A 17,185-nucleotide genomic window follows, 5' to 3' on the forward strand; every position below is an offset into this window, starting at 1 on the left:
ATTTCCCGATCTCGGGCCGATCCGGCCCCATGACCGTCTCGGTAGAAACACTCGGGATCTCTTTGAGTTTAGACGGTCACCATTTTTGAATCGTTCCATACACCTGAACAACCGGGAAATCCATCACGGTGCCCGCTGCCCGCGCACCCCTCTTGACTGGATATCAAAGACCACGCTCGCCGCCATTATCATCGCCGAGGCCAAACCCCCGGTTGAATGGGTCGTCGTCGACGCCAGCGCCATCAATGTCGTCTACGCCACCGCACTGATGAAACTCGATGAACTGCGCGCTGAGCTGTCGGCGCAGGGTATTTCACTCTTCTACGCACGCGTGAAGCGAAGCCTGGAGAAATACTTCAACAGGGGCTGGGCGCAGAAGCGGCGAAAACTGGCGCAGGGGAATACCGTTTCCAGACCCTGAAACCGGCAGTCAATGCTTACCTGAGGCATACAGGGCGGAAACGTAAGCAGGGTGCGGAGAAACCCGCAAACCAGACTTCTGCGGCGACCGCTGCGGGCGGCGAACGTAGGTGACGTGCGTCAGAACGGTACGAATCCGCCGAAGGGATATAGAGGCAATCGAGTTTTCTTATCACATTTCGTGGCGGGCGCATCGCGCGGCGTCGGTAGCGTCACGGGGAGTTCGAGCACATTCTCACGGACAAACCCGGACGGTTTACCCAGCTCATCGTATCGCACACACTGATCATCGCGCAGACGGAAGACCCCGATGTACTGGTGGGATACCTTGCGTTTCAGATTGTCTGCATAGTCGAGTCCGGCGAATTCGCTCACCAGCCCCCGGATGACGCCCGCATGCACCACGACGAGAACCGTCTGGCCGGGGTATCGCCTCGACAGCGAGCGGAAGTAGCGAACACTCCGTTCCTGCATCTGGCGAAAACTCTCGCCGTCCGGATACACGAAATCCGGGTCATTCTTGTGCTGTGGGATGTTTTCGGTCACCCAACGCTTCGTTTTACCGTACAACGCCCCGTAGTTGACCTCTCGTAACGCGTCGCTGTGGGCAACATCCGACACACCGAACCGCGCGGCGAAATGCATCGCGGTGTTTCGGGCCCTTTCGAGGCTGCTGGAGCAGACTGCATCGAGGCTCCCGACGCGCTCCCACAGGACCTCCTCGATCCACTTCGCGTCTTCCATCCACCCTTCCGCACCGGGGGCGTCCCGCCACCCCATGATCTTGCGGGTCTCGTTGAACAGTGTCTTGTAGTGCCTGATAACAATAGCCCGGGTTCGGTTCAACATATCAACTCTTCCATCCGTGGTTACATACTGAGAAGGACGCCGGATCCCCGACAACATCCGGAAAGCGGTTGTTGCTCCGCCGGCAGGTTTGCGCGAAACCCCTATTCGATCGACTGACATGACCTTTGCCCCCCGCTAGCTTCCGCCACTCCAGCGAACGACCGCACAAATTTACGGATTTTCATAACATGAACCGACGAACAAAGCCAGTGTTCGAGGCGAGAATGGCGCACATAAACGTAAACCCGCACCCGCGAACGGCAAATCAAGTCGCGAGTGTCGCGTCTGTGCCGACAGGTGTCACAAAAAATCACATTCACCTCGTCTATCGGTATAATTACATTCGCAATTCTCTGAAGGCGGCTCGGCTGTATTAGAGACCTCCGCCACTCAATCGGATGCGGGTGCGCAGCCGGCCTCGCAGGGACCCCGAAAAGTAAACTGGAAACTCCCTCGTTAGGGTCATTGGCATGGCGAAACTGGTCGTAATCAAGGAACCGGAGGGCGATCGCACCCCCTATCTGCGCGGGATCCTCACCCAGTCCCTGGTCAACTCGGGTCTTCCCTTCAACGATGCCTACGAGATCGCCCAGACGCTCAAGTCTGACCTGAAAGACGCCTCCGAAATCACCAGTTCGGCGCTGAAGGACCGTGTCAGGAGACTGCTGAAGGAGAAATTCGGCCCGGCCGTTTCATTGCCCGACAAGCAGCCCACCGGCGCGGCTCACAACATCATCGTCACGACCTCGGGTCAGACCTCCCCATTTTCCGTCGGGATACTCTCCCATTCCCTGATCGCCTGCGCCATTCCGGAACGGGTCGCGCGCAAGGGGGCACACAAGGTCTTCGCGACCCTGCGCAATGGTGGATACACCGAGGTCGACCACAAGACCCTGCGCCGACTGACCCATCGTTGCCTGCAGGAACATTGTTCGCAGGAAGCCGCGGACCGGTATCTGTCCTGGCGGAAGTTCGAACGCAGCGGCAAGCCGCTGATCGTTCTGATCGGTGGCACTACGGGGACGGGCAAGAGCACGGTGACATCGGAGATCGCCTACCGAACGGGCATCGCCCGGCTCCAGTCCACCGACATGATGCGCGAAATCATCCGCGCCTACCTGACCAGCCAGGCCGTCCCCACGCTAGGCTATTCGAGTTTCGAGGCCTGGCGGGGAATCCAGGCGCCCACCGAGGGAAAGGACGGCAGCGCGGAAACACGGCTAGTCGCAGGGTTTCTGGCGCAGTTCACGACCATCAAACCGGCGATCGAGAAGGCGATCGCACGCGCCATCACCGAGGGCGAGGACATGATCATCGAAGGGGTGCACGTACTCCCCATGCATCTCAATCTGCGCGATGCCGGGAAAAAGGCGATCCTGGTGCCCATGATGCTGGCCACCCTGAAGAAAAAACTCCTCGGCGAACAACTCAAGAGACGCTGCCGCGAGAATGCCCAGCGCAGGTCTTCTCGCTACGCCGAGAAACTGGATGAAATCTGGGAAATGCAGTCGTACCTGCTCAGCGAGGCGGATACACACGGCGTGCCGATCATTGTCAACCAGAATGTCTACGCCACGGTCGTCGAGGTGCTGGATCTGATCGGGCACGAGATCGAGAAGGCATTCCCCGCTCGCAAGCTGAGCGCGGCAATCGAAATGTAGCGCCTCCGGATCCCCGCAACAGCTCGATCAGACCGCCGGCCCCACCTTCAGGTTCACGATCGCCCGTTCGTTCGCATCTTCCACGGTAAACCGGTACCCGGCCTCGGTCACGGACTCGCCCTTGCGCGGGATATGGCGCAGTCTCGACATGACCAATCCCCCGATCGTATGGGATTCCCCGATCGGCATGGCCACCCCGAGCACCTCGCTGGCCTCCGACAGGGGAAGCCTCGCATCCATGATATAGGTGTCTTCCCCGACCTCCTGGACCTCGCGCCTGCGCCTGGGTAGATATTCCTCGAAGTCGTATCCGACATCGATCTCGCCCACGACCTCTTCCAGTATGTCTTCCATGGTGATCATGCCGATTGCGGAGCCGAACTCGTCCACCACGATCGCCATGTGATCCTCGCGCTTTCGCAGTACCGGCATCAATTGGTCGATGGTCTGGTACAGCGAGACATACTGCGCCGGTTTGATCAGGTCCTTCAACGGCCTTTCGGGAAGATCCGAATCCATCAGGTCCCAGGTCGTCAGGGTGATAACACCGACGATGTTGCTGATGTTCCTGCTGTAGACCGGCAGGCGGTTGTATCCTCTCCGGCGCACCAGGGTGATCGCGTGCCGTGTCTTCCTGTTCCGGTTGATCGCCGTCATCTCGGCGGCGGGGATCATCGCCTCGCCGACCGAGGTCTCGGCGAAGCGGATCGCACGCTTGATCCGGGCCCGATCGAAGACGTCGACCCCGGCGCTTCGGTCAGCCATCTCGATGACCATGCGTACCTGTTCCCGGGTGATGAACACGTTCTGCTCAGTCTTGCCGCCTCCGACCAGTCGCGCGACCAGGCGCGCGATCCGGGAGAACACAAAGACAATCGGATAGAAGAGCATCGAGAAGATCCGCAAGGGATAAATGACGACGGTGGAGATCTCGTCGGATTTCTGTTGATAAACGCTCTTCGGGACGACCTCTCCCAGGATCAGGAACACCGGCGTGAACAGCAGGACCGCGTAGAGGTCTCCCGCCTCACCGAAATATTGGATCAGGACCATGGTGCCGATCGTGGTCAGCGCAACGGTCGATATGTTGTTGCCGACGAGGGTCGTACCCAGCAGTACGTCCGGGGTCCGGAAAAGCTTCAGTACAAGCTTCGCGCCGCGCCCCCCCTGATTGGCCCTGTGATGCAGCTTGAGCTTGTCCGAGTTCACCAAAGCAATCTCCGAACCCGAGAAAAACCCCTTCAGGAGCAGCAGCAGGACCATCCCAGCAAGTATCAATGCAATTTCCATCACTCAACCCCGTCCGGGCCGTCCGAACACCACATCAGTGAATCCTTCCCGTCAAGGCTCGACCCACTTCCGTATCCTCGATCTCGTCCTCATCCGGGGAAACCTCGGCGGCCGGGTCGAATGTCTCGCCATTGACTTCGTCTTCGTCACTGGATTCCGGGATAGTTTCCGCCACCGAAGCAGCGTCCGTTTGCTCGCCCGAGGGCGCCTCTGCGTCCCCCTCGGACACGGACGTTCCAGCGCCCTGGTTTTCCATCGTCTCCTCGGTGGCCGCGTCTTCCGGCGGCCCGTCGCCCGCAGCGGCCTCTCCGGCGCCACCGCGGGCGACTCGGACACGCGCAATGCGGTGCGCATCCATCTCCAGCACCGAGATGGTGATGTCCTCGACACTGATCGTATCGCCCACCTTCGGCAGGCGATCGAGGTGTCGGAAGGCAACGCCACCAATGGTTGTCATGCGGGGATCCTCGATGCCGAAATTGGTCAGGTTGTTGAAATCCGTCAGCTTCATGTCGCCCTTGACTTCGTAGGTATTGTCGTCGCGCTCGTGATACAGCTCCTGGCCGGTGACATCCCCTGAAATCTGTCCGAATATGAAGGTGAGCACATCCTTCATCGTCACGAATCCTTCAACGCCCCCAAACTCGTTCAACACCGCCGCGGCGCGCGCGTTTCTCAACTGGAAGAAGTCGAACATCTCATCCACCTTCTTGGTCAGAGGCACCACAACCGGCGGGTGCATGATGTCCTCGAGGCGCAGTCCGGAAAGGTCCGTCTTGTCCAGGATCAGTCTCAGGATGTCCTCGGCATGGATGAAGCCGACGATGTTGTCCCGGTGAACCCGGAAAACCGGCACCCTCGGATGGCGGTAAGAGCGGAAAAGCTCGACGATCTCGGTGGGGCCCATCTCCGCACTGAGGAATTCCGTACGCGTCCTCGGTGTCATGATCTCCACGACTTCCGTATCGCCGGCCTCAAGCAGGTTGTAGATCAGGGCACGCTCGGTAGCGTTGAGCTCCCCCTCTCGGGACACCTCCTCGACCAGCGAACGAAACTCGTCGAGTTGCAGGATATTCTCCGCGGCGGGCTCCTCTCCGACGATCATGCTGGTCAGCTTGTCGGCAATGCCGCGGATGGCCCAGACGAGCGGCGCGATCAGCTTGACCCAGACGCTCATCGGCGCGGCGACGATGCGCGTGCTGATTCGCACCGGGTTGGAGACCGATATGGTCTTCGGCGTCACCTCGCCGAACAACAGCAGCAGGGGTACCATGACGATCAGTGTGACCCATCCCGCGCGTTCCGGCCCGTAGAGGCCGACCAGGATACCGGTCATGTTGGCCGCGGCGGCGATATTGACCAGTTCGTTACCGCAGAGTATCGAGATGATCAGCCTGCGGGGCTGGTCGAGCAGGGCGTGCAGGGTCTCGGAATGCCGGTTGCGCTCGCGGCGCAGTTTCTGCAGGTCGAGCCGCGAAAGCGAGAACAGCGCCGTCTCGGATCCCGAGAAGAAGGCCGATCCGCCCAGCAGCAACACCTGCAGCGTCAGACGCGCGACCATACCCGGATCGCCCAAGAGCGCGGTATCGAAGGCGAAGAACGCCTTCACCTGCTCCCAGTATTGTGCGAGTTCTGCTATCGCTAATTCCATTGGAACTTGCCTGCCGTGTATCCCTGCGTCCGCTTAACCCGATACGGTGTCCCGCGGCGGCTATCGTCGATTCAATCCCAGGGCCTGATCTTCGTCCCCCGGTACGATCCACTACTTCGATACCGTTGGCAAAGTTAGTATATGCGCTTCTGCGCTTCGATGATTTCGACTCCGCGGGTATCCGGGCGACCACATTCGGACCGTGGCCCTCCTCGGCGGGTAGCTGAGAAACCCCTGTACTGATGGTTGCGAAGACGCATCGCTACGTCGCGCAGCGCTCTCTGTCCTATCTGCTTGAGTTGTCTCGGCCGCTGCGATCCGAGCGCCTTAGGCGATTTCTGTCAAATGACATACCATCCTGCTTGTCTTTGTCGTCCGTCCTCTGTGTTGCGACAACCGTTACATAGTTCGACTATGCGCCTGTTGTCGCGCCTTGATGACGAACGAAAATCCGTCGCGATCCGGTATGTCATTTTCCGGCAATCGCCTTACACTGCATTTCGTCTTACTTGCTTGTTCGGGGCTACCCCAAATCTTGTGAATCGGGTTTCGTCTCCGGTGCCTGCGACACCTGACCGCGACGGATTCGAACCTGGTGGATCCGTCTGGGTGAGGCCTTGAGGATTTCCACCGCCAGTCCGTCGATCCCCATCTGCGTATTCGCGGTCGGAATCTCTTCGGTGAAGTTCAGAATCCACAGACTCACAGAGTCAGTGGGCTTGCCGGGCAAATCGACCTGGAAGTACCGCTCGACCACCCTCAGTTCGGTGGTCCCGTCCACCACCAGCTCATCCCCGGAGGCGCCTCTTGCTTCACTCGGGGCCTTGTCGCTTTCGTCGTAGATCTCCCCGAACAGCTCCTCAAGCAGATCCTCCAGCGTCGCCACGCCCTGGACCACGCCGAACTCGTCCACCACAACGGCCATGTGACGCTTCTCGCTGCGCATCAGCGAGAAAAGCTCGTCGATGTACTGATTGCCCGGTACGAACAGGGCGTCGTGTGCAATGTCTCCGACCGGGACATCGACCGTCTTCTCGGCAGCGGCCTTCAGCAGGTCCCGCAGATACAGCACCTTGCGGATCTCGTCGGGACGATTATTGATGTAAATCGGTATCCTGGAATAACTGTGCTGCATCACATCCTGGAGAGTGTCGGAGACCGTGCGTTTTCCATCGATCGAAAAGACCTGGTGGCGGGGCGTCATGATGTCGCGCACGGACAGGTCGTTAAAGGCAAATACCCTCTCGATCAGCTCCCGTTCCCCGTGTTCGATCGTCCCTTCCTTCTCCCCGTGATGGACCAGGCTGAGCAATTCCGACTCGGTCACTATGGGATCGCTCTCGAGACTCGTCAGCTGATGGACCCAGGTGGTAAAGTGGCTGAACAGCCACACCAGCGGATAGAAAAGTCGCATCAGGCCCAGCATCAGCGGAGCGATGAAGAGGGAGATGCGTTCCGAATAGCGGGTCGCCAGACTCTTTGGCGTGATCTCGCCAAATATCAGGATCAGGATCGTGAGGACGCCGACCGCCAGGCCCGGTCCCAGATGTCCGAACCATTTCGTGGCAACCACGGTCGCCAGCGAAGCGGCGGCGATGTTGACCAGATTGTTCCCGATCAGGATCGTGATCAGCATTCGGGAGGGGTCGCGTTTGAGTGCGTACAGCGCCTGGGCTCCGGCGCGGCCTTCCTTCACCAGCGCCTCGACCCGCGCCATGGATAGTGACACCAGGGCCGTTTCCGATCCGGAAAAAATGCCGGAAAGCAGTAGCAGGACCAGAAGTGCCAGTAGCTCGTTCAAGGGTGCGCCCGATTGGATTCCGTGTCAGTATTATGTTGTGCCGAACCTGCGGTTCGCTGCATGGCTGGCGGCACACGACGCAGGGAACACTACATATCATCCGCCCTGGACCGGACTGTGGTTAATCCTTTCCGAAATTGATCCGAATCAATATTCGGTATTCGGAGTTTCGTTAACGTTATCGCCAAATTTAACAAAATATTCAAATTTCTTTTAAATATTATGTAACATTTAGCCTCGGCACGGGATGTGCCGATCATTGCTGTTTATCCTTAAATAATCGAGTATATGGAAATGAAAATACTGCCACTCCTGATTTCTATCCTCCTGACCACCACGACAACCAGTGCCGTGGCCCGCAACGAGATTCAGAACAAGGGATCCGACACCCTGGTGAACGTGGCTCAGGCCTGGGCCGAAGCCTATCAGACGGTCGACCCGGACGTTGCCATCGCTGTCAGCGGCGGCGGTTCGGGCACCGGCATCGCCGCCCTGATTAATGGCACGGTGGACATCGCCAACGCCAGCCGAAAGATGAAGTCCAAGGAAGTGGACATGGCGAAGCAGCGGGGCCATTCGCCGGTTGAACATATCGTCGGCTACGACGCGCTGGCCGTGTTCCTCAACAAAGCGAATCCCATCGACACGCTCTCGTTCGAGCAGCTGAAAGAGGTGTTCGGGCGCGGCGGCAAGTATACGAAATGGACCGACCTCGGGGTGGAGGTTCCTGGATGCAAGGGCCAGGAGATCGTCGTGGTCAGCCGCCAGAACAACTCCGGCACCTACGCCTATTTCAAGGAAGCGGTGCTCGGCAAGAAGGGTAAATACCGCCAGGGCACCCTGGACATGCAAGGTTCCAAGGACGTGGTCGACCTGGTGGAAAATACGCCCTGCGCCATCGGCTACAGCGGTCTGGCCTATGCGACCGACCACGTCAAGATGGCATGTATCGTCAGCGAAGAGGGGAAAGACTGCGTCAATCCGTCGGTCGAGACCGCATCTGACAGCAGTTACCCCATTGCCCGACCGCTGTTCATGTACACCAGCGGCGAACCCCAGGGCGACGTCAAGACCTATCTCGACTGGGTACTCAGTGACGCGGGTCAGTGCATCATCCTCAACAAGGGCTACGCCCCGGTGCACAGCGTAAGCTGCAAATAAGGCGATTGCCGGAAAATGGCGTACCAGATTGCGCCGGATTTTCGTTCGTCATCAAGGCGCGACAACAGGCGCATAGTCGAACTATGGAACGGTTGTCGCAACACAGAGGACGAACGAAAAGACAAGCAGGATGGTATGTCATTTGACAGAAATCGCCTAAGTTCGGATGAGGTCCGTGACTCCCTCAACGGGGACGCGGACCTCGCGACGGCAATCCACAATCCCCTGCCTTACCGCCTTATTGACAAGTCGGAGCCATTGGAATGAGCCATTACGAGGAACGCCTCGAAGAGGATCTGGGCAAGATTCATCAGCGAATCGCCGACATGGCGCGGGATACGTCACTGGCGCTGAAGAACGCAGTCCACGCCCTGCAGACAGGCGATCACGAACTCGCCTCGAAGACCATTCTCGGCGATCACGAGATCAACCGGACCATGCGCGAAATCGACGACATGGCACACGGGTTCCTGGCGGTCCACCTGCCCAGCGGCGGTCACCTGCGGTTTCTGTCGTCAGTCATCCGGGCCAATATCGCGTTCGAGCGCATCGGAGACTACGCCGTCACCATCGCGCGGGTTTCCGAACAATTGTCGGCACCGCCCTCGGGGGAGATCGGACGCGAGCTTGAGCGGATTTCCAACCAGGCACAGACCATGCTGCGTCAGGCCATCTCCGCGTTCGACGAACAGAACGCGGAGATGGCGAAGGCCACCATGGTGATGGAACGGGAGATGGAGTACGACCTGGACACCGTCTATGGCGAGCTGACCCAGAACACCGAGATGCAGAAGGTCAAGGGGTTGCTAGGCATCTTCGCAGTCCTAAGCTATCTCAAGCGCACCGCAGACCAGGCAAAGAATATTTGCGAGGACACCGTTTTCGCGGTTACGGGGGAGACCAAGGCGGCCAAAGTCTACAACATCGTCTTTCTCGACGAGGACAACGCCACCCTCGGCCAGATGGCGGAGGCCATGGCGCGCAAGACCTTTCCCAACAGTGGTAACTACGCCAGCGCCGGTCGGAATCCCGCCGCCGCCATCGACGCGACGATGGAACGATTCATGAGGGAACACGGATGCGACCTCTCCGGCGCGAGACCGAAACCGATCGATCTGACTCATCAGGAACTGGCCGAAAAGCATGTCGTGGTGAGCCTGCAGGGTCCGGTGAAGAGTTATCTTCCCGAACTCCCCTTTCACACCACGGGCGTGGAATGGGAACTGGACGGGATTCCGACGGGCCAGGATGAATCGGCCACGAACGCGGAATGGGAATCACTTTACCGGGACGTCGCTGTTCGTGTGCGCGACCTGATGGAGACCCTGCGTGGAAAAGGCGCTAACTGACAGGGAAACGGCAACCGAGATGGACAAGGAAGCCCCCAGCGATTTCGACCGCCGGAACCCCGACTGGTACATTGACAAGTTCGTACAGGTCATCGTGTTCATCGGTGGCATTTCCGCCATCGTTTTCATCGTCGGCATCTTCGCATTCATCACCAAGGAGGGTATCGGCTTCATCCTGAACACCATGGACGTGAAGGAGTTTTTCACGTCCCCCTACTGGTACCCCAGCGATGAAGACGCGCCCGAGTACGGCATTCTGGCACTCGTGGCCGGTACCGCCAGCGTCACCGGACTGGCGCTGATCGTCGCCATCCCTTTCTCCCTGGGGGCCGCCATCTACATCGGGGAGTTCGCCACGGGGAAGACGCGCGAGTTCCTGAAGGTCCTGGTGGAGCTGCTGGCGGCGATCCCTTCCGTGGTCTGGGGTTTCATCGGCCTCACCATCATGAATCCCCTCATCATCAAGATCTTCGACGTACCGGTGGGACTGACGGTGCTCAACGCCGGAATCATACTCGGCCTGATGACGGCACCCATCATGACCTCCATCGCCGAAGATGCGCTCAAGGCGGTCCCTGACCGTTTTCGTGAAGCGGCCGAGGCGATGGGCGCCACCCGCTGGCAGTTGATTTACAAGGTCGTGCTGCCTGCCGCGAAGAACGGTTTGCTCGGCGCCGTACTGCTGGGAATCGGGCGGGGTTTCGGGGAAACCATGGCCGTACTCATGACCACCGGCCACGCTGTCAAGATTCCGCACAGTATCTTCGATTCGGTCAGAGCCCTGACCGCGACCATCGCCGCCGAGCTTGGCGAGACCGCCACGGGGTCCGACCACTACCAGGCGCTGTTCACCATCGGTATCTTCCTGTTCCTGATCACCTTTGTCATCAACCTGAGCGCGGACCTGGTGGTGCGCGGCGTGAAGAACCAATAATCCGATATGTTCGCCGAAACACAACTCAACGCCAGAAATCGTAAAATACAGGGCCTGTACCGGCTACTGTTCATGATCATGACCGGATTGCTGATCCTGCCCGTGCTCACGATCCTCGGCACGCTGATCTACAAAGGCGGCTCGATCATATCCATCGATTTCCTGTTTACCTCGCCCACCGACGGCATGACGGCGGGGGGGATATTCCCGGCGCTGTTCGGCACCGTCTGGCTGGTCGCGGTGGCCCTGCTGATCTCGGTGCCGATCGGCATCGCGGCGGCCATCTACCTTAACGAATACGCCTCTGAAAACTGGTTCACGCGCATCATCAATCTGGCGATTATCAATCTCGCGGGCGTGCCCTCGATCGTTCACGCATTGTTCGGCGTCGGCGCGTTCGTGATCTTTTTCGGCTTCGGAACCAGCATTCTCGCGGCCTCCCTTACGCTCGCCATCATGACCCTGCCCGTGGTGATCGTGGCGACGCGGGAATCGCTGCGCGCCGTGCCGATGGCCTTTCGCGAAGCCAGCTGGAACATGGGGGCGACACGCTGGCAGACCATCCGTCGGATCGTGCTGCCCAACGCGGTCAGCGGCATCCTGACCGGTGTCATTCTGGAGGTCTCCCGAACAACGGGCGAGACCGCACCCGTGATGTTCACCGGAGCGGTGTTCTTCACTCCCTTCCTGCCGCAGAGCGTGTTCGATCAGACCATGGCGATGTCGCTGCACCTTTTCGTGGTCGCTACCCAAGTTCCCAATGTCCCCGAGGCCCTGCCCTATGGCGTGGCGCTGGTGCTGATCTCCATGGTACTGATCATGAACAGCGTCTCGATCGCTTTCCGTGTATACCTGCGGGGAAAGAAGAAGTGGTAATGGAAACACAAGCGATCTCCGGGACACAACCGGCCGATCAGCCGTCTACCGACGCAGGAAGCGTCATCCTGCAGGTCAAGGATCTCGCCATCCGCTACGGCGGTCACGTCGCGCTCAGCGGCGTGAACCTGGAGGTCAAGAAAAACGAGATCTTCGGCATCATCGGACCCGCCAACGCCGGCAAGACCTCGTTACTGAAAGCGCTGAACCGCATGGACGACTTCAATTCCCAGATGCACGTCGACGGCAGTATCCGGTTTAATGGCCGCGACACCCGTCAACTGAAGAACGTCTATGCGCTGCGCTCACGGATCGGCGTCGTATTCCCGCTTCCGGTGGGGCTGCCGCTGACGGTTTACGAAAACGTGGCGCTGGCGCCCCGGCTGAGAGGTGTACGCCAGAAGAAAGAACTGGATGTCATCGTGGAGCGCTGCCTGCAGCGCGCGGCCCTCTGGGACGAGGTCAAGGACCGTCTGAACTCCCTCGGCAGCCTCCTATCCGGGGGACAGCAGCAACGCCTCACGATCGCCAGGGCGCTATCGCAGGAACCGGAACTGCTGATGCTGGACGAGTTCTCCATCGCCGTGGACCCGGTGACCACGATGCGGATCGAGGACGTGCTCAAGGAATTGAAGAGCGAGATGACCATCTTACTGGTGACCAACCTGGTGCAGCAGGCCCGGCGTCTCGCAGACCGCACTGCCTTCTTCCTGGATGGCAGCTGCGTGGAGATCGGCAACACGAAAGACATCTTCACGGGGGAGGTCAAAGATCAACGCACCCGCGGCTACGTGGAAGGCAGGTTTGGATAATGGAGGGAAACGAAAAAGAACTGGCCATCCGCACCCGTGACCTCAACCTCTGGTACGGCACCTTTCAGGCATTGTTCAATGTCGATCTCGGCATCAAGGAAGGCATGATCACATCCCTGATCGGGCCTTCGGGGTGCGGCAAAACGACCTTTTTACGCAGTATCAACCGCATCAACGAACGTCTTGGTTACGTGCGCATCGAGGGCGCCATCGAGGTCCTGAACAACAACATCTATGACCCCGCCGTGGAACTCGTGCAGGTGCGCAAGCAGGTGGGCATGGTGTTTCAGCGTCCCAATCCGCTACCCATTTCGATTCGGGACAACGTGCTGTTCGGTCACAGGCTCCATTACACCGGGAAACGACTGTCACGGAGCGAGAGTGACGATGTGGTCGAGGATGCGCTGAGACAGGTACTGCTCTGGGACGAGGTCAAGGACCGTCTCAAACAGAAGGCGACCGAACTGTCGCTGGAGGAACAACAGAAGCTCTGTATCGCCAGACTGTTGCCGGTGAAACCCGGCGTCCTGCTGATGGACGAACCCTGCTCGGCGCTGGACCCCATGGGCACCGAGGCCGTCGAGGAACTCATCTGGGACCTGCGCGGGAAGTATACGATCCTGATCGTCACCCACAACATGGCGCAGGCCAGACGCGCCAGCGAAGAGTGCGTCTTCATGCTCCTAGGCAAGGTGGTGGAGCACACAACGACCGAGAGACTTTTCGTCACGCCGGCGAAGAAGGAAACCGCCGACTACATCGAGGGACGCTACGGCTGACCGGTATTTTCCCGGAAACCGATTCATCGCATACACCGAGTAAACGGCACTCCACACCCGCCGGGGACTGCTCCGTAGGTCTCGTACGTCGCCCGGTAGAGATTCAATCAGCGAAAGCCACCGCCCCTTCATCGCAGTTTCGGGCCTCGACAACGAGTGGGACTCGCCGGGGCAAGGCGCTCCTGAGGAGCCCGAAAGCATGAATACCCAAACCTGATCTTGTGGAGTGCGAGCAAGGATATTTCGATGTGTTTTACGCGTCGAAATTTTCCCTGCGTTCTTTGTTACAAATATATTACACTCGCACTTGCTACTCTATATTTCCGGCGCATGGAGATGCGTCATGGGAATCGCATGGCAATTCGGAAGCCGAATAGCGTGAACCAGCCATTCGCTCGAGACGGCTAACGCTGCCATACGCTTCGGATGGCGTCCAATTGCCCCAAAATAAGGGTCGCGCCAAGTAATGTAACTAACGCCGCGGAGCGTAGACCCCTAAGGCGTTTTTCAACCTACGACAATCCTACCATCTAGAGTCAGACCCCGATCCAGGGAGGTAGTTGAACATGAAACGCACCACACCATTCGCGAACCTGTTCGGGCGCTCGCCCTTCAAGGCACTGAAACAGCACATGCGCGCGGTCGTCGAGGGCGCCGCAGAGGTGCCGGCACTGTTCGAAGCCCTGTCAGCAGGTGATCAGGGCCGGGTTCAGGCCATCAAAGACTCCATCTTCGCACACGAGGCAGAGGCCGACAGACTCAAGAACGAGTTACGCAACCACCTGCCGAAGAGCTTCTTTCTTCCCGTTGATAGGCGCGACCTGCTCGAGATTTTGAATTGGCAGGACTCTATCGCGGATGCGGCCCAGGACATCTCCGGTCTGCTCGTCGAGCGCCCCATGGAGATACCGGGACCGCTGAAGGAGCCCATCGTCACACTGGCCCAGCGTTGTGTTGATGTGGTTGAGCTGTCCGCAAAAATCATCGAACAGCTCGACGAGCTTGTAGAAATGGGTTTCAAGGGAAAGGAAGCCAGTCGGGTCGAGGAGATGCTCGATCGGCTGAACCTTCTTGAAGACGATACGGACGAATTGGGCCTGGAACTGACTCGAACCCTGTTCGAACACGAAGACGAGATAAAACCGGTCTCGGTCATCATGTGGTACCAGCTGATCCAGTGGATCGGTGACCTGGCCGATAACGCCGAAAAGGTCGGCGACCGACTGCGCCTGCTCATCGCCAACTAGCGGACCGCATCCGACAACAACAGTTTGGTAGCGAACCTGGGCGCGCCAGCTTCCCATTCGGGGAGAAACCGCCGGCTGCTACCCAGGTAGTTTTACAGTAGGACTTCTCAGCGGAGGGCAATATGGAGATTATTACCGAATACGGGACCATTCTCATGGTCATGGCCATTGTCTTCGGCCTCTACATGACCTGGGGTATCGGCGCCAACGATGTGGCTAACGCGATGGGCACTTCCGTGGGCTCGGGCGCCATCACGGTCAAGCAGGCGATTATCATCGCGGCCATCTTCGAGTTCGCTGGTGCGTTTATCGCTGGCGGCCACGTCACCGCGACCATTCGTAAAGGGATCATCGATCCCACTTCCATCGTCAACAATCCCGAGATTCTGGTCTTCGGGATGCTCGCTTCGTTGCTGGCTGCGGGGATCTGGTTGATGGTGGCCTCCAATCGAGGCTGGCCCGTATCGACCACCCACTCGATCGTCGGCGCCATCGTGGGCTTCACCGTTGCGGGTATCGGGATGGATGCGGTTCAGTGGGGCAAGATCGGACAGATCGTCGCGAGCTGGGTCGTCTCACCGGTGCTGGGTGGTACCATCGCGTTCGTCCTGATGATGAGTATCCGAGGCCTCATCCTCAACACTGAGAACCCCTTTGTCAGCGCAAAACGGTGGGGGCCGATCTACGTTTTCCTTGTGGGTTTCATCATCTCGCTAGTGACACTGTTCAAGGGGCTCACACACCTCGATATCGACTTGTCGGTCGGAATGAGTTTTGTGGTCGCAACCCTGTTCGGAGTGCTCTTGGCAGTGATCGGTTGGTTCATGATCAATCGGGTGCAGGTCGACACATCCGCCGACCGGGAGTTTCACTTCGCCAGTGTGGAGAAGGTATTCACGCCCATGATGGTTTTCACCGCCTGCGCCATGGCTTTTGCCCACGGATCTAACGATGTAGCCAACGGTATTGGTCCGCTGGCGGCGGTGGTCAGCATCATTCAGTCGGGCGGCGAAGTGGCTCAGAAAGCCTCCTTACCCAACTGGATTCTGGTTCTCGGCGGTGTTGGTATCGTCATCGGCCTGGCTACGATGGGATACCGGGTCATGAAGACCATCGGCACCCGGATCACGGAACTGACCCCGACCCGCGGATTCTGTGCCACCCTGGCCGCGGCTGCGACTGTGGTATTGGCCTCGCGTACCGGCATGCCGGTGTCCACCACGCATATCGCCGTGGGCGCAGTGATCGGAGTGGGCCTCGCCCGCGGTGTCGGTGCCATCGACTTGCGGGTGATTGGTGGAATCGTCCTTTCCTGGCTGATTACTCTACCGGTGGGCGCCGTATTGTCTGCCATCTTCTTCTTCACGCTCAAGGGGATGTTCACCTAGCCCAACTCGACGACCTCAACGACAATCCCCTTATGCGGGAGACCCGTACCGGACCTGCCCGGTACGGGTTCCACTCCAGACCGGCGTCAACCCGGCTTTGAACCCCTGGATCCGGGAATCCTGCCGAGAAATCCAGTCCCGCAAATAACCGTGGGCCAATCTCCCTCACATCAAATGTCTCATGCTTTTCAGGGCGCGTCGCGAAAAGGGTTTCGCATTCGTGCGCCAAACTGTATCGTTTGGTAGAGAACTACGAATGGCAGAAACCCATTGGCGGCAAAGCAAAGGGAGAAAATGAATCTGACGACGTCCGATGTCGCGGACATTGAAACCATCAAGGGCATTCCCTTCCCTGCTGGAATCCGCTTCCGCAAGATCGTCGTTACCGGTCCGCCCGGCAGTGGTAAAACCATGCTGATCAACAAACTCGGGGGCTGGCCTGAGGAGGGTTATCTGGATCTTGCCCAGGCACACTGGTGGCGCAGCCGAGTCCTCTCTATCCGACCCCGCGAGGTCCACTTCGGTATACCGTTTTCCGGCCACAAGGAAAGCCTCACGGTATTCGAGAACGCTTGGCGCGAGTCCCCGACCCCCGTCGACCTGAGTAGGATCGAGACGCCCCCTCCCAAGCGCTGGTTGCTCTCTATCGATTGGTATTCGAGGTTCGTGTTCGACTTCCAGCTCATGCCCGCAGAGACGATCTATGCCATCCGTCGGGAGCGGGCCTGGGCAGGCACTCACCCTACCGACCTGAATCTCACCCTGGAAAAGGTGCAGAAGCAGGTGGACGTGTACCAGACTCTGGCTCTGCACTTCCATCGCAATGGATTGCAGGTCTATATTCGCGACGCCTTTGAAGGGCCGCCTAAGCGTATCGTCGAACCCGGCGTTGGGCGCACATCGTCTTTCATGGAAAACGGTCAGCGCGAAAACGCCCCACCGATTGCCCCCTCGCAATGATCCAAGG

At 58.9% G+C, this 17,185-nt stretch carries 15 protein-coding genes; 11 read left to right on the top strand and 4 right to left on the bottom strand.

All coding sequences use genetic code 11. The features are described 5' to 3' along the window. On the top strand, positions 1-421 hold a 421-nt coding region (locus LJE91_13855), incomplete at its 5' end, for a hypothetical protein (GenBank protein ID MCG6869763.1). A 119-nt stretch (positions 422-540) separates the two neighbouring features. Here the strand turns inward: LJE91_13855 and LJE91_13860 are convergent. Beyond that, positions 541-1,269 carry a histidine phosphatase family protein gene (locus LJE91_13860; GenBank protein MCG6869764.1) on the bottom strand — a complete coding sequence of 243 codons (729 nt, stop codon included), beginning with the start codon at positions 1,267-1,269 and terminating at the stop codon, positions 541-543. 470 nt (positions 1,270-1,739) lie between these two features. On the opposite strand from LJE91_13860, the gene LJE91_13865 reads away from it, so the two are divergent. Further along, the gene (locus LJE91_13865; protein ID MCG6869765.1) at positions 1,740-2,930 is read left to right on the top strand and encodes a hypothetical protein; all 1,191 of its coding nucleotides are present in this window, start codon (positions 1,740-1,742) and stop codon (positions 2,928-2,930) included. 27 nt (positions 2,931-2,957) lie between these two features. On the opposite strand, the gene LJE91_13870 is transcribed toward LJE91_13865, so the two are convergent. From LJE91_13870 to LJE91_13880, 3 genes are all read right to left on the bottom strand, one after another. Next, positions 2,958-4,220 carry a hemolysin family protein gene (locus LJE91_13870; protein ID MCG6869766.1) on the bottom strand — a complete coding sequence of 421 codons (1,263 nt, stop codon included), beginning with the start codon at positions 4,218-4,220 and terminating at the stop codon, positions 2,958-2,960. A 34-nt stretch (positions 4,221-4,254) separates the two neighbouring features. Beyond that, complete coding sequence (locus LJE91_13875; GenBank protein MCG6869767.1) at positions 4,255-5,871, bottom strand: hemolysin family protein; 1,617 nt, start codon at positions 5,869-5,871, stop codon at positions 4,255-4,257. A 523-nt stretch (positions 5,872-6,394) separates the two neighbouring features. Further along, positions 6,395-7,672 carry a hemolysin family protein gene (locus LJE91_13880; protein ID MCG6869768.1) on the bottom strand — a complete coding sequence of 426 codons (1,278 nt, stop codon included), beginning with the start codon at positions 7,670-7,672 and terminating at the stop codon, positions 6,395-6,397. A gap of 294 nt (positions 7,673-7,966) precedes the next feature. Between LJE91_13880 and LJE91_13885 the strand changes: the two genes are divergently transcribed. The 9 genes from LJE91_13885 to LJE91_13925 all read left to right on the top strand — a co-directional run bounded on the left by LJE91_13885 (position 7,967) and on the right by LJE91_13925 (position 17,178). Then, on the top strand, positions 7,967-8,833 hold the full coding sequence (locus tag LJE91_13885) for a phosphate ABC transporter substrate-binding protein (GenBank protein MCG6869769.1): 867 nt from the start codon (positions 7,967-7,969) through the stop codon (positions 8,831-8,833). A 263-nt stretch (positions 8,834-9,096) separates the two neighbouring features. Beyond that, on the top strand, positions 9,097-10,182 hold the full coding sequence (gene phoU / locus LJE91_13890; GenBank protein MCG6869770.1) for a phosphate signaling complex protein PhoU: 1,086 nt from the start codon (positions 9,097-9,099) through the stop codon (positions 10,180-10,182). Continuing rightward, positions 10,163-11,116, top strand: a complete 954-nt coding sequence (pstC, locus tag LJE91_13895) for a phosphate ABC transporter permease subunit PstC (GenBank protein MCG6869771.1) — start codon at positions 10,163-10,165, stop codon at positions 11,114-11,116. Before phoU ends, pstC begins: the two co-directional genes overlap by 20 nt. Positions 11,117-11,122: 6 nt before the next feature. Continuing rightward, entirely contained in the window at positions 11,123-11,992 is an 870-nt protein-coding gene (pstA, locus tag LJE91_13900; GenBank protein MCG6869772.1) for a phosphate ABC transporter permease PstA, read from the top strand. Continuing rightward, the gene (locus tag LJE91_13905) at positions 11,992-12,804 is read left to right on the top strand and encodes a phosphate ABC transporter ATP-binding protein (GenBank protein MCG6869773.1); all 813 of its coding nucleotides are present in this window, start codon (positions 11,992-11,994) and stop codon (positions 12,802-12,804) included. The genes pstA and LJE91_13905 overlap by 1 nt, the downstream gene beginning before the upstream one ends. After that, on the top strand, positions 12,804-13,583 hold the full coding sequence (locus tag LJE91_13910; GenBank protein MCG6869774.1) for a phosphate ABC transporter ATP-binding protein: 780 nt from the start codon (positions 12,804-12,806) through the stop codon (positions 13,581-13,583). The genes LJE91_13905 and LJE91_13910 overlap by 1 nt, the downstream gene beginning before the upstream one ends. A 566-nt stretch (positions 13,584-14,149) precedes the next feature. Continuing rightward, positions 14,150-14,830 carry a TIGR00153 family protein gene (locus LJE91_13915; protein ID MCG6869775.1) on the top strand — a complete coding sequence of 227 codons (681 nt, stop codon included), beginning with the start codon at positions 14,150-14,152 and terminating at the stop codon, positions 14,828-14,830. 122 nt (positions 14,831-14,952) lie between these two features. Beyond that, positions 14,953-16,218 (top strand): inorganic phosphate transporter, encoded by a 1,266-nt coding sequence (locus LJE91_13920; GenBank protein MCG6869776.1) that lies wholly within the window; start codon positions 14,953-14,955, stop codon positions 16,216-16,218. Positions 16,219-16,512: 294 nt separating this feature from the next. Beyond that, positions 16,513-17,178 carry a serine/threonine protein phosphatase gene (locus LJE91_13925; GenBank protein MCG6869777.1) on the top strand — a complete coding sequence of 222 codons (666 nt, stop codon included), beginning with the start codon at positions 16,513-16,515 and terminating at the stop codon, positions 17,176-17,178. The last annotated feature ends 7 nt before the right edge of the window (positions 17,179-17,185 follow it).

Source organism: Gammaproteobacteria bacterium (assembly GCA_022340215.1).
In the GTDB taxonomy this organism is placed as follows: domain Bacteria; phylum Pseudomonadota; class Gammaproteobacteria; order JAJDOJ01; family JAJDOJ01; genus JAJDOJ01.